Origin of the sequence: Klebsiella sp. LTGPAF-6F (assembly GCF_001753185.1) — a bacterium.
Classification (GTDB): domain Bacteria; phylum Pseudomonadota; class Gammaproteobacteria; order Enterobacterales; family Enterobacteriaceae; genus Klebsiella; species Klebsiella michiganensis.
Genome location: NZ_CP017450.1, coordinates 2530357 through 2543006 on the forward strand (window position 1 = coordinate 2530357; position 12650 = coordinate 2543006).

Consider the following 12650-nt stretch of genomic DNA (forward strand, 5'->3'; position numbering starts at 1 on the left):
GTTTTGCACATAAAATAATAAGGCCGAGCATTCTACGGCAAACGATTGTAATCGCCAATGATTGATGCGCCATGATGAACTACCTTTACAACATTATCGTGTGAAATGTATTAAATTCTCATTTGCCGGGCTAAAAATGACCTGACGCAATATTTGGTTTTTCCGGCTTATCAATAATGTTGTCACAAAAGAAGAGGGTGGCTACATGGATAAATTGCTTGAGCGTTTTTTGCAGTACGTTTCTTTAGACACGCAGTCGAAACCGGGCGTGCGTCAGGTACCGAGCACGGAAGGTCAGTGGAAGCTGCTACGTCTGCTTCAGGCGCAGCTGCAAGAAATGGGACTGGTGAATGTAACGCTGAGTGAGAAAGGGACGATCATGGGCACCCTGCCAGCTAACGTTGAGGGTGATATTCCGGCCATTGGCTTTATTTCTCATGTCGATACGTCGCCTGACTTCAGCGGCAAGAACGTGAATCCGCAGATCGTAGAAAACTATCGCGGCGGCGATATCGCGCTTGGTATTGGCGATGAGGTCCTCTCGCCGGTGATGTTCCCGATACTGCACCAGCTGCTCGGGCAGACGCTGATCACCACCGATGGTAAAACGCTCCTCGGCGCCGATGATAAAGCCGGTATCGCAGAGATCATGACCGCGCTGGCGACGCTAAAGGCGAAGAATATTCCTCACGGCGATATTCGCGTGGCCTTTACCCCAGATGAAGAGGTGGGCAAAGGGGCGAAGCATTTCGATGTTGCCGCGTTTGACGCCTGCTGGGCCTATACCGTCGACGGTGGCGGCGTGGGTGAGCTGGAGTTCGAGAACTTTAACGCCGCGTCGGTGACGATTAAGATCGTTGGCAACAATGTTCATCCCGGTACGGCGAAAGGGGTGATGGTCAACGCGCTGTCGCTGGCGGCGCGCATTCATGCCGAAGTCCCAGCGGACGAAGCGCCGGAAACCACCGAAGGCTATGAGGGCTTCTACCATCTGGCCAGCATCAAAGGCACGGTCGATCGGGCCGATATGCACTACATCATCCGCGATTTTGACCGCAAGCAGTTTGAGGCCCGCAAGCGCAAAATGATGGAGATCGCCAAAAAGGTCGGCAAGGGGCTGCATCCGGATTGCTATATTGAGCTGGTCATCGAAGACAGCTATTACAATATGCATGAAAAGGTGATGGCGCACCCGCACGTGGTGGAGATTGCCCGCCAGGCGATGGTGGATTGCCAGATCGATCCGCAGATGAAGCCGATTCGCGGCGGTACCGACGGCGCGCAGCTCTCCTTTATGGGTCTGCCGTGCCCGAATCTGTTTACCGGCGGCTATAACTACCACGGCAAGCATGAGTTTGTGACGCTTGAAGGCATGGAGAAGGCGGTGCAGGTGATTGTACGCATTGCGGAGCTGACGGCGAAACGAGGCGCATGAAGGCTATAAGCTACGGGCCCGGTGAGGCGTCAGCCGTCACCGGGCAGTCGAAGACTCAGTCCTCAAAGAACCAGTAGCCGCTGTTGACCAGCGCGGCCAGCAGGGCGAGGAAGGAGGGATCTTCCAGCGCATCGCCGAGATGCTCAGCGTTTAGCGTCAGGTGGGTTGCCAGAGCATCCAGCGCCGGACGATGCGGAGAGTTGATCTTCTCGCCGTTGACGAATACCTCGCCATCAATCCGCAGCACGCGCAGGCCCCCAAGACGCGTCAGCTTATCTCCCTGCTGCAGGGCATCGTAAATTTCATCCGGCTGGTACGGTGGCTCCGGCGGCGCCACGTCCAGCTCGTGCCGGGACTGGGTGATAAATTCGCCGAACCACTGCTTAAAGTGCTCCGGCTGATTAATCAGCCCCAGCATCATATCGCGCAGGCGATCCAGCTCCGCGGGCAGAATATCCGCAGGGTGCTCGCGAGACGGTACGTCCGGGTCGGCGTAACGCTGGCTGCCCAGTTCACGCTGCAAAATATAATCAGCAAAGCCGCTGAACAGCTCACGCGCGTTAGGCGCGCGATAGCCAACTGAATAGTTGAGCGAGTTTTCCAGCGAGTAGCCTTCGTGCGGGAACCCCGGCGGAATATACAGAATATCGCCCGGCTCCATCTCTTCATCAATAATGGCTTCAAACGGGTCGACCTGCAGCAGGTCCGGGTGCGGGCAGTGCTGTTTCATCGGCATTTTTTCACCCACGCGCCAGCGGCGGCGGCCGGTACCCTGAATGATAAACACATCGTACTGGTCGAGATGCGGACCGACGCCGCCGCCAGGGACGGAAAACGAGATCATCAGATCGTCGATGCGCCAGTCGGGCAGGGCGCGGAACGGATGCATGAGCGCCGCCGTTGGCTGATGCCAGTTATTGACTGCCTGTACCAGCAGCGACCAGTTATTCTCGCTCAGGTGATCGTAGCTCTCAAAGGGGCCGTGGCTGACCTGCCATTTACCGTCCTGATGACTGACCAGGCGGCTGTCGACTTCGCTCTCCATAGCCAGTCCGGCCAGTTCGTCCGGGCTTAACGGATCGACGAAATTAGCAAAGCCCCGTTTCAGCACCACCGGGCGTTTTTGCCAGTAGCGTTCGATAAAGTCGGGCCAGTTAAGCGTTAATTGATAATCCATATTTATATTCCACAGCAGGTGTCTGTTAGGGATTATAACGGATGCGGCACCAGCATGATGCAGGCGCCGTTAAAAAACCGACTGTTTTAGCTCTCTTTATCTTCCAGGGCCTGGCGACCAAAAATAACTTCCATGCAGGCGCCGCCGAGCAGGCTCTCTTCGGCGAGGATGCGGCCATCGTACTGGGCTACGATATCGCGGGCAACCGAGAGACCGACGCCCTGTCCGGGGCGCAGCGTATCTGCGCGCTGGCCGCGGTCGAACACCGCGCTGCGCATCGCGGCAGGGATCCCCGGGCCATCATCTTCAACCAGAATATGCAGATGGTTGTCGTTGGTCTGTCGGACGGAGACTTCCACAAACTCAAGGCAGTATTTACAGGCGTTATCGAGCACATTGCCCATAACCTCCATAAAATCATTCTTTTCACCGACAAAACTGATTTCCGGCGAGATATCCAGGGTAATGTTCACGCCTTTACGTTGATAGACCTTATTCAGCGCCGAGGTCAGGCTATCGAGGAGCGGAGCGATGGGATGCAGCTCGCGACTGAGCAGCGAACCGCCGCTGCGCATGCTGGCGCGATGCAGATAGTAGCCAATCTGCTGCGAGATGCGGCTAATCTGCTCCAGCATCACCGGCTCTGCTTCATTGACGCTCATTTTCTCACCGCGCATGGAACGCAGCGTGCTCTGCATCACCGCGAGCGGGGTTTTCAGACTGTGGGTGAGGTCGGTCAGCGTCGTGCGGTATTTATCATAGCGTTCGCGTTCGCTTTTCAGCAGGCGGTTGAGATTGCTGACCAGCCGCGTCAGCTCGCGGGTGGTATTCGGATTGAGCATCTCGCGGTGATGCTCCTCCAGTTCGCGCACCTCTTTGGCCAGCGATTCGATAGGGCGCAAGCTCCACCATGCCGCGACCCACAGTAGCGGGATCACCAGCAGCAGGTTAGCCGCGAGGACATAGATAAACCAGCTCCACACCATGTAGGAGCGCTTAAGCTCTACCGGAATGGTGTCGACAACCACGATACTGAGCTGCGGCATGGTGCTGGTGGCCGGATAGATATTGATCGCCACCGAGTGGGTCATTTCGGAGCCATCGTCCTCTTGCCGAATGGCGTCCAGCTGTTGTTGAATCTCATGGTTGTTGTGCTGCAGCATACTGCTGCTGTCAACGTCGGCCTCAATTTCGTGAAAGCCGTTGTTTTTGAGCCAGTCCGGTTGAATACGTTTTACCAGCCAGGGTACGTCGCGCTGTGCCCACAGCAGCTGGCCGCGGGCGTCGTAAATGAGCGTCACCGTGGGGCTTTGCATATTCAGGTTTTCGGGGATATCAACATCGATGGTGTTGTTTTCCCATTTCGCCAGCATATAGAACAGATTGCTCTCGCCGCGCAGCAGGCGGAAGGTGGTTTTATCGAAACTGACGCTATACCCCACCAGCGCGACCATGCCATAGGAGAGTGACAGCACCAGCACCACGGCGGCCGTCGCCAGCAGAAAGCGAACGCGTAACGACAGCGGCAGAATATGCCGCAGCACCCCTTTCATCCGCGCAGTTCGAACAGATAGCCCTGACCGCGCACGGTAGTAATCACATCCTGCGGATACTCAGCCTGTATTTTTTTGCGCAATCGTCCCATCAGCACATCGATGGTATGGCTTTCGCGCAGCTCGGCGTCGGGATAGAGCTGCAGCATCAGCGAATCTTTGCTGACCACTTTGCCCCGGTTGCGGATCAGGGTTTCCATAATGGTGTATTCAAATGCCGTCAGCTTGATGGGCTGGTCGTTGACCGACAGCTCGCGACGCGACAGATCCACCTGGAAAGGCGGAATGGAGATAACCTGTGATGCCAGGCCGCTATTACGCCGCAGAAGCGCCTGCATGCGGGCGGCAACCTCTTCGATATGGAACGGCTTAGTGACGTAATCATCCGCTCCGGCGCTCAGGACCTCAACCTTATCCTGCCAGCCTTCGCGGGCGGTCAGCACCAGCACCGGTACCGACACGTCGTGGCTGCGCCAGCGACGAATCAGCGAAAGGCCGTCTTCATCCGGCAGGCCAAGATCGACGATGGCGATGTCCGGAACGTGCTCACCCAGATAGTAATCCGCTTCCTTTGCGTCTTCCGCCGCATCGACCTGATGTCCCAGCTCCTGCAGCTGAACTTTCAGGTGGTGGCGCAGCAGAGCGTTATCCTCAACCACGAGTACGCGCATGCCAGTTCTCCATTTTATTTATGATATTGAACAGTTTAGCGTTTATTATACACCTTTAATATAAACAGCTGTTAAATAAAGAATTTTATTCGATTTTTTGTACCTCGGTCTCTTGGGCGGTGAGGACGAGTCCATCTTCGGCCGCGGGCGACATCATCGGTATCGGGCGCAGCGTACGTTTATCGATCAGTACGGAATGGGGTTCCCCATGGGCAAACAGATGCAGCTCTCCCCACTGGCGTAGCGCAACGACAACGGGGAACAAACGCTCTCCTTTTGCCGTCAGTATGTATTCCTGATAAGCCGTGCCATCCGAGGCGGATTGCATAGTGAGAATACCTGAGTTTACCAATTTGTGCAGACGGTCAGAGAGAATATTACGCGCCATACCGAGGCTTCGCTGAAAATCGCTGAAGCGGCGTATGCCATCAAAGGCGTCGCGTACAATCAACAAGGACCAGCGATCGCCGATAATATCCACGCTTCGGGCGACGGGGCAGGTTTCGTTTTTCATTTTTTCACGCGCTGGCATGGGCTCTCCGAACGGCCTGGTAAGTAGTTGCATTTTAAAACTTGATGTTTTAGCCTTCAACTGGTTTTATTTTGAAACCATATAACCAAGGTGGGCATCATGAAAGCGACACTGATATCTCCAGTGCTAAGCGATCCGCAAACGGTTATGCCTCGCAGCCTGGTCTGGCTGTTTGCTATCGCCAGCGGCCTGAGCGTGGCAAACGTGTATTACGCGCAACCGCTGCTCGACGCGCTAGCGCGAGATTTTGCGATCGGCGACGCCGCGATTGGCGGGGTGATTGCGGCGACCCAGATTGGCTGCGCATTGGCGTTGCTACTGCTGGTGCCGCTGGGCGACAGGGTGAATCGCCGCCGCCTGATGGCGACGCAGGTGATTTTACTGATCGCTGCCCTGGCGGCGGTGAGTATGGCTTCCACCGCCGTGATGCTATTGGGCTGTATGCTTGCCGTTGGCCTGCTGGGTACCGCGATGACCCAGGGGCTAATCGCGTATGCCGCCAGCGCCGCCGCGCCCCATGAACAGGGACGCGTGGTGGGCGCTGCGCAAAGCGGAGTATTTATCGGGCTGCTGCTGGCGCGGGTATTCTCCGGGTCGATTAGCGATCTCTTCGGCTGGCGCGGGGTGTACATCTTGGCCGCTTTACTGATGCTGGGCATTGCGCTTCCGCTGTGGCGTCGGCTGCCGGTATTGGCGGCTGCGCCGAACCCTCTGAGCTATCCGCGGCTGTTGATATCCATGCTGGCTCTGCTGCGCCAGGAAAAAGTGCTTCAGGTGCGCGGCGTGCTGGCATTACTGATGTTTGCCGCTTTCAATATCTTCTGGAGTGCGCTGGTTTTGCCATTAAGCGCTCCGCCCTTTCGCTTTTCCCATACTGAGATTGGCGCCCTGGGCCTGGTCGGGGTCATCGGCGCTCTGGCAGCGGGGCGTGCCGGTAAATGGGCCGATCGCGGATATGGGCAGCGTACCAGCGCCGCGGCCCTGGCGATGTTGCTGATAGCCTGGTGGCCGCTGTCGCTGATGGCATGGTCGCCCGCGGCGCTGTTGGTTGGCATTGTACTGCTGGATCTCGGCGGTCAGGCGCTGCATGTCACCAATCAAAGCATGATTTTCCGTACCCGTCCCGAAGCGCACAGCAGGCTGGTCGGTTTGTATATGCTGTTTTATGCGCTTGGCAGCGGTTTGGGCGCGGTGAGTACGACAGCGGTATATGCGCGCGCGGGATGGCAGGGCGTTTGCCTGCTGGGGGCTTCGGTCAGTCTGCTGGCGCTGCTGTTCTGGTTAATAACCCGGGGGATGACGACGAGCAGATGAGGGGGAGGAAAAATAACCCTCTTTCCCGGCGGAAAGAGGGTGGAAAGGTTTACTTCAGTTCGTCAACCATGGTGGTCGCGCGGCCGATATAGTTAGCCGGGGTCATGGCCTTCAGGCGAACTTTTTCCGCTTCCGGCAGCGCCAGGCTGTCGATGAACTGCTGCATGCCTTCGGCATCAACGCGCTTGCCGCGGGTCAGCTCTTTCAGCTTCTCGTACGGCTTCTCGATGCCGTAGCGACGCATGACGGTCTGAATCGGCTCGGCCAGAACTTCCCAGTTGTGGTCCAGTTCATCCAGCAGGCGGTCCTGATTCAGCTCCAGCTTGCTCACGCCTTTCAGGGTGGATTGATACGCGATCAGCGCGTAGCCGATGCCCACGCCGAGGTTACGCAGGACGGTGGAGTCGGTCAGGTCGCGCTGCCAGCGGGAAACCGGCAGTTTGCTTGCCAGATGCTGCATCACCGCATTGGCCAGACCGAGGTTGCCTTCGGAGTTCTCGAAGTCGATCGGGTTCACTTTATGCGGCATGGTGGAAGAGCCGATTTCGCCGGCAATGGTCTTCTGCTTGAAATGGTTGAGCGCGATATAGCCCCACACGTCACGATCGAAATCAATCAGGATGGTGTTGAAGCGGGCGACGCAGTCAAACAGCTCGGCGATATAGTCGTGCGGTTCAATCTGGGTGGTGTACGGGTTCCACTGGATACCCAGCGAGGTGACGAACTCTTCGCTGAACTGGTGCCAGTCGACTTCCGGGTAGGCGGCGATGTGGGCGTTATAGTTCCCCACCGCACCGTTGATTTTGCCAAGAATTTCAATCTGATTCAGCTGACGATACTGGCGCTCCATACGGTAAGCGACGTTCGCCATCTCTTTACCCATGGTGGACGGCGTGGCCGGCTGGCCGTGGGTGCGGGAAAGCAGCGGGATATCGCGATACTGTACCGCCAGCTCCTTAACCGCGTCGATCAGCTTGCGCCAGTATGGCAGGATCACTTCGTCGCGGGCGGTTTTCAGCATCAGCGCGTGGGACAGATTGTTGATGTCCTCGGAGGTGCAGGCGAAGTGGATAAACTCGGAGACCGCGTGCAGTTCTGCCACGTCGGCGACTTTTTCCTTGAGGAAATACTCAACCGCTTTGACGTCGTGGTTGGTGGTGCGCTCGATCGTTTTGATGCGCTCTGCATCTTCTACGCTAAAATCGGCGACGATTTTATCAAGGTAACCGTTTGCGTCGGCAGCAAAAGCAGGAACTTCCTTGATCGCTGCGTGCGCGGCCAGTTTTTGCAACCAACGCACTTCTACCTGAACGCGGAATTTCAGCAAACCGAATTCGCTGAAGATACCGCGCAGCGCGCTGACTTTGTCGCCGTAGCGGCCGTCGACTGGGGAAACGGCGGTCAGTGAGGATAATTCCATAGATCACAACTCCGGGGTTAAATGAGCAAGAATTTGTTTTGCCTGGTTAACCAGACGATTACGGGAAAACATCAGCTGCAGACGTCCGCCGCCGACCTGGTGCCAGAGCACCGCGGAGCGAATACCTGCCAGCAGGGCAGAGCGAACCTTCGCCTGAACCTGAGGGCTTTGCAGCACGGCTGGAGAGCCGGTCACCTGAATCCGCGGGCCCAGCGGGCTAATGACATCAACATAGATGCCGGCCATTGCGCTGAGCAGGGTCTCGGATTGCAGATCGAAATGTTCAAGCTGACGGCGCAGGCCACCGATACGGTTGCCGAGGGTATCCATGGCCCCTTTGCTGGCGGCAAGCTTACGCTCGAGCACCATCAGGCTTAGAGTATAGCGGGTGAGTTCGGCGTTCAGTCCCTGGCGACTGCTGGTATTCAGCACGCCAATGAGAGTTTCCAGCCCGAGACGAAGATTGGCTTCACTACCACCGAACACCGCCAGCGTTGAATCCGGGTCGAGGTCGATGATGCTGTTCAGCGACACATGCAGGGCGTCGCTATCGCAGTGCCCCTGGTGCGCCAGTTCCTGAACCAGACGCGCGGCCTGGCAAACGCCGGCCAGCGCCAGCGTAATGTCATAATAATTCTTCGCCACACATTCTCCTTGTAAACCGCCGAATACCCGGTTGAGGCATTCCGCGGCTAATATGTCTGTCAAGCCTGCAGCGGCAAGCGCTGTTCGATAATCCCACCGCCGAGGCAGACTTCGTCGCGGTAAAAGACCGCAGACTGGCCAGGCGTGACGGCGGCAACCGGCTCATCAAAGATCACTTCAATGCGGTCGTCATCCAGCGCTTTTACGCTGCAGGGGATATCGGTCTGGCGGTAGCGGGTTTTCACCGTGCAGCGCAGCGTGCCGGTCAGCGGCTCGCGGTCTACCCAGTGCAGCTGTTGAGCAATCAACCCCACGGACATCAGACGCGGATGGTCGTGGCCCTGGGCGACAATCAGAATATTGTTTTCGACGTCTTTGTCGACCACGTACCACGGGTCTTCGCCGCCGTCTTTGATGCCGCCGATGCCCAGGCCTTTACGCTGACCCAGCGTGTGGTACATCAGGCCCTGGTGCTCGCCAACTTCGTCGCCGTCAACGCTGATAATTTTACCCGGCTGGGCGGGCAGGTAGCGGCCAAGGAATTCACGGAATTTACGTTCGCCGATAAAACAGATACCGGTCGAGTCTTTTTTCTTCGCGGTGATGAGATCCAGCTCTTCGGCGATTTTACGCACCTGCGGCTTTTCCAGCTCTCCTACCGGGAACAGGCTTTGCGCGATCTGTTCGTGGCTGAGAGTATAAAGGAAGTAGCTCTGGTCTTTGTTACCGTCGAGGCCGCGCAGCAGCTGGCTCTTGCCGTTAACGTCGGCGCGGCGCACGTAGTGCCCGGTGGCGATGTAGTCAGCGCCGAGGTCTTCTGCGGCAAATTCGAGGAAGGCTTTAAATTTAATTTCTTTATTGCACAGAATATCCGGGTTCGGCGTGCGGCCGGCTTTATATTCTTCAAGGAACAATTCGAATACGTTGTCCCAGTATTCTGCGGCAAAGTTGACGGTGTGAAGTTCAATTCCCAGCTTATCGCAAACGGCCTGCGCGTCGGCAAGATCCGCCGCTGCGGTGCAGTATTCCTCGCCGTCGTCCTCTTCCCAGTTCTTCATGAACAGGCCTTCCACCTTATACCCTTGCTGGAGCAGCAGGTAAGCGGAAACTGAGGAATCAACCCCGCCGGACATGCCGACGATCACTTTTTTCTGGCTTTCTGACATTGGAATACTCACTACATTGAACTTCGAGGCGGCGTATTCTAGCACGCGTCATCCGCCGAGGCACCCCCTGTAAACGGCCAGTTAAATTCGCCGATGAGCGACAGCGGGTAGCGCGGATCCTGCTGATAGCTGCGAATGCTCTCGGCAACCAGTTGAGAACGCAGGTTTGTTGCGTTAAGAATTTCCTCGGCACTAAGCCACAGGCAGCGATCGATATCGCTATCATGGGGCTCGGTGGCGCACGTATCGTTAAGCTCGATAGTAAAGAGGAAGCGCAAAAACGGGGTGCGATCCGGGGCTATCCACTGATGCAGGCGAAGAAAGTGCTGCGGCGTCGCGCGAATGCCGGTCTCTTCCCAGAGCTCGCGCTCTGCGGCCTGAACCAGGGTTTCGTCGGCTTCGAGGTGACCTGCAGGCTGGTTCCACAGCGCTTTTCCGTTGATCGTTTCTTCAACTACCAGGAATTTGCCTTTCGCGTGAACCACGCAGGCGACGGTGACGTGCGGCTTAAACATTGGTTTTCCTTATGGATGCGGTGAGTCGGTTTTACGCCATTCGCCGTTGGCCAGGCCATCCAGCGTATAGCCGCCCATCGCGTAGCGAATCAGGCGCAGCGTCGGAAAGCCGACGTGGGCGGTCATCCGCCGTACCTGGCGGTTGCGTCCCTCATAGAGGGTGATTTTCAGCCAGCTGGTGGGGATAGATTTGCGCTCGCGGATGGGCGGATTCCGCGGCCACAGCCACTCTGGTTCCGCAACCCGCTCAACGCCGGCGGGCAGAGTAGGGCCGTCATTAAGCGTGACGCCGTCGCGGAGCGCGGCCAGCGCGTCCGCCGTGGGTTCACCTTCCACCTGAACATAATAAATTTTACCGGTGCGCTTACCCGGTTGAGTGAGCGCCGCCTGCAGCGCGCCGTCGTTGGTCAGTACCAGCAGGCCTTCGCTATCGCGATCCAACCGACCGGCAGCGTAGACGCCGGCAACCGGAATAAAATCTTTTAGCGTGCTGCGTCCGGCTTCATCGGTAAATTGCGGCAATACATCGTATGGTTTATTGAACAAGATCACAGTTTTTGGCTGGCGTTCTTTGCGTTGTCTGGTGACTTGTTGCGTGCTGAATCGCTCAACGCGATGTTTTCTAAATGAAGTTTTTTGCATGGTATTTTCAGACTCAATCAATTGCCGCATTATAGCCTAATTACGAATGCCTTTCATGGATGCAAACATTCAGGTAGTATTGACATGCTCATTACAACTTATTAACAAAAAGGTTGCTCAAACCGATTCGCATTACAGGAAGGCGACACGGACGCGAAATCTCCGGTTAGCGGGATATTCCGATGACGGGAGTGGGCGAGTAAAGCCAGCGCCCGGCTAGCGTGAAGAGGGAAGAGCAGAACCAGAAGCGCTCGAAGGAGAGGTTAATGGAAAGCAAAGTAGTAGTTCCGGCGGAAGGTCAAAAAATCACCCTGCAAAACGGCAAGCTGAACGTCCCTAATAACCCGATTATCCCGTTCATCGAAGGTGATGGTATCGGCGTTGACGTGACTCCGGCGATGCTGAAAGTGGTTGATGCTGCCGTTGAGAAAGCCTATAAGGGCGAGCGTAAAATTTCCTGGATGGAAGTTTACACCGGTGAAAAATCGACCCAGGTTTATGGCCAGGATGTCTGGCTGCCTGCCGAAACTCTTGATCTGATTCGTGAATATCGTGTTGCTATCAAAGGCCCTCTGACCACCCCAGTCGGCGGCGGTATCCGTTCTCTGAACGTTGCTCTGCGTCAGGAACTGGACCTCTACGTTTGCCTGCGCCCGGTTCGTTATTATCAGGGTACCCCGAGCCCGGTTAAGCATCCTAAACTGACCGATATGGTTATCTTCCGCGAAAACTCTGAAGACATCTACGCCGGTATCGAGTGGAAAGCCGATTCTGCTGAAGCAGATAAAGTGATCAAATTCCTGCGCGATGAAATGGGCGTGAAGAAAATTCGCTTCCCGGAACATTGCGGTATCGGCATCAAGCCGTGCTCTGAAGAAGGCACTAAACGCCTGGTTCGCGCCGCCATCGAATACGCTATCACCAACGATCGCGATTCTCTGACCCTGGTGCACAAAGGCAACATCATGAAATTCACCGAAGGCGCGTTCAAAGACTGGGGCTACCAGCTGGCACGCGAAGAGTTCGGCGGTGAGCTGATTGACGGCGGCCCGTGGCTGAAGATTAAAAACCCGAACACCGGGAAAGAGATCGTCGTTAAAGACGTTATCGCCGACGCCTTCCTGCAGCAGATCCTGCTGCGTCCGGCGGAATACGATGTTATCGCCTGTATGAACCTGAACGGTGACTATATCTCTGACGCCCTGGCGGCGCAGGTTGGCGGTATCGGTATTGCCCCGGGTGCGAACATCGGTGACGAGTGCGCGCTGTTTGAAGCCACCCACGGTACTGCGCCGAAATATGCCGGCCAGGACAAAGTGAACCCAGGTTCCATCATCCTGTCCGCTGAGATGATGCTGCGCCACATGCAGTGGTTCGAAGCGGCAGACCTGATCGTTAAAGGTACCGAAGGCGCTATCGCCGCCAAGACCGTGACCTATGACTTTGAACGTCTGATGGAAGGCGCTAAGCTGCTGAAATGTTCAGAGTTTGGCGACGCGATTATCGCGAATATGTAATCAGCGATCACTGATTGAAGACAGAAGGGAGCCAAGTGGCTCCCTTTTTTACGATCGTTCAAA

At 56.4% G+C, this 12650-nt stretch carries 12 protein-coding genes; 3 read left to right on the forward strand and 9 right to left on the reverse strand.

The genetic code is table 11. From position 1 onward, the window contains the following. The first annotated feature begins 205 nt into the window (after window positions 1-205). Window positions 206-1435 carry a peptidase T gene (gene pepT, locus BJF97_RS11795; protein ID WP_014228870.1) on the forward strand — a complete coding sequence of 410 codons (1230 nt, stop codon included), beginning with the start codon at window positions 206-208 and terminating at the stop codon, window positions 1433-1435. 55 nt (window positions 1436-1490) lie between these two features. Here the strand turns inward: pepT and BJF97_RS11800 are convergent, their stop codons facing one another. The 4 genes from BJF97_RS11800 to BJF97_RS11815 all read right to left on the reverse strand — a co-directional run bounded on the left by BJF97_RS11800 (window position 1491) and on the right by BJF97_RS11815 (window position 5368). Further along, window positions 1491-2612 (reverse strand): ribosomal protein uL16 3-hydroxylase, encoded by a 1122-nt coding sequence (locus BJF97_RS11800; protein WP_032693065.1) that lies wholly within the window; start codon window positions 2610-2612, stop codon window positions 1491-1493. Window positions 2613-2698: 86 nt separating this feature from the next. Further along, the gene (phoQ, locus tag BJF97_RS11805; protein ID WP_004849971.1) at window positions 2699-4165 is read right to left on the reverse strand and encodes a two-component system sensor histidine kinase PhoQ; all 1467 of its coding nucleotides are present in this window, start codon (window positions 4163-4165) and stop codon (window positions 2699-2701) included. After that, window positions 4162-4836, reverse strand: a complete 675-nt coding sequence (phoP, locus tag BJF97_RS11810; RefSeq protein WP_004101181.1) for a two-component system response regulator PhoP — start codon at window positions 4834-4836, stop codon at window positions 4162-4164. Before phoP ends, phoQ begins: the two co-directional genes overlap by 4 nt. 85 nt (window positions 4837-4921) lie before the next feature. Next, the gene (locus tag BJF97_RS11815; RefSeq protein WP_032693067.1) at window positions 4922-5368 is read right to left on the reverse strand and encodes a winged helix-turn-helix transcriptional regulator; all 447 of its coding nucleotides are present in this window, start codon (window positions 5366-5368) and stop codon (window positions 4922-4924) included. Window positions 5369-5467: 99 nt separating this feature from the next. On the opposite strand from BJF97_RS11815, the gene BJF97_RS11820 reads away from it, so the two are divergent. Next, on the forward strand, window positions 5468-6682 hold the full coding sequence (locus BJF97_RS11820) for an MFS transporter (RefSeq protein WP_032693068.1): 1215 nt from the start codon (window positions 5468-5470) through the stop codon (window positions 6680-6682). A gap of 49 nt (window positions 6683-6731) precedes the next feature. Here BJF97_RS11820 and purB read toward each other — a convergent pair whose 3' ends face one another. From purB to rluE, 5 genes are read right to left on the reverse strand one after another with little or no spacing between them, the layout of a single operon-like run. After that, window positions 6732-8102 carry an adenylosuccinate lyase gene (purB, locus tag BJF97_RS11825; protein WP_014228873.1) on the reverse strand — a complete coding sequence of 457 codons (1371 nt, stop codon included), beginning with the start codon at window positions 8100-8102 and terminating at the stop codon, window positions 6732-6734. Between the two features lie 3 nt (window positions 8103-8105). Then, the gene (gene hflD / locus BJF97_RS11830; protein WP_004131471.1) at window positions 8106-8747 is read right to left on the reverse strand and encodes a high frequency lysogenization protein HflD; all 642 of its coding nucleotides are present in this window, start codon (window positions 8745-8747) and stop codon (window positions 8106-8108) included. A gap of 59 nt (window positions 8748-8806) precedes the next feature. Then, window positions 8807-9913 carry a tRNA 2-thiouridine(34) synthase MnmA gene (mnmA, locus tag BJF97_RS11835; protein ID WP_004849976.1) on the reverse strand — a complete coding sequence of 369 codons (1107 nt, stop codon included), beginning with the start codon at window positions 9911-9913 and terminating at the stop codon, window positions 8807-8809. A 38-nt stretch (window positions 9914-9951) separates the two neighbouring features. Further along, window positions 9952-10428, reverse strand: a complete 477-nt coding sequence (locus tag BJF97_RS11840) for an NUDIX hydrolase (protein ID WP_032693069.1) — start codon at window positions 10426-10428, stop codon at window positions 9952-9954. A gap of 9 nt (window positions 10429-10437) precedes the next feature. Further along, window positions 10438-11100, reverse strand: a complete 663-nt coding sequence (rluE, locus tag BJF97_RS11845) for a 23S rRNA pseudouridine(2457) synthase RluE (protein ID WP_032693070.1) — start codon at window positions 11098-11100, stop codon at window positions 10438-10440. 236 nt (window positions 11101-11336) lie between these two features. Here rluE and icd point away from each other — a divergent pair, with 236 nt between their 5' ends. Further along, window positions 11337-12587, forward strand: a complete 1251-nt coding sequence (gene icd, locus BJF97_RS11850; RefSeq protein WP_070082909.1) for an NADP-dependent isocitrate dehydrogenase — start codon at window positions 11337-11339, stop codon at window positions 12585-12587. The last annotated feature ends 63 nt before the right edge of the window (window positions 12588-12650 follow it).

Coding starts and splice junctions, on each gene's coding strand:
- pepT (WP_014228870.1), top strand. CDS start 206: ATGGATAAATTGCTTGAGCGTTTTTTGCAGTACGTTTCTTTAGACACG.
- BJF97_RS11800 (WP_032693065.1), bottom strand. CDS start 2,612: ATGGATTATCAATTAACGCTTAACTGGCCCGACTTTATCGAACGCTAC.
- phoQ (WP_004849971.1), bottom strand. CDS start 4,165: ATGAAAGGGGTGCTGCGGCATATTCTGCCGCTGTCGTTACGCGTTCGC.
- phoP (WP_004101181.1), bottom strand. CDS start 4,836: ATGCGCGTACTCGTGGTTGAGGATAACGCTCTGCTGCGCCACCACCTG.
- BJF97_RS11815 (WP_032693067.1), bottom strand. CDS start 5,368: ATGCCAGCGCGTGAAAAAATGAAAAACGAAACCTGCCCCGTCGCCCGA.
- BJF97_RS11820 (WP_032693068.1), top strand. CDS start 5,468: ATGAAAGCGACACTGATATCTCCAGTGCTAAGCGATCCGCAAACGGTT.
- purB (WP_014228873.1), bottom strand. CDS start 8,102: ATGGAATTATCCTCACTGACCGCCGTTTCCCCAGTCGACGGCCGCTAC.
- mnmA (WP_004849976.1), bottom strand. CDS start 9,913: ATGTCAGAAAGCCAGAAAAAAGTGATCGTCGGCATGTCCGGCGGGGTT.
- BJF97_RS11840 (WP_032693069.1), bottom strand. CDS start 10,428: ATGTTTAAGCCGCACGTCACCGTCGCCTGCGTGGTTCACGCGAAAGGC.
- rluE (WP_032693070.1), bottom strand. CDS start 11,100: ATGCGGCAATTGATTGAGTCTGAAAATACCATGCAAAAAACTTCATTT.
- icd (WP_070082909.1), top strand. CDS start 11,337: ATGGAAAGCAAAGTAGTAGTTCCGGCGGAAGGTCAAAAAATCACCCTG.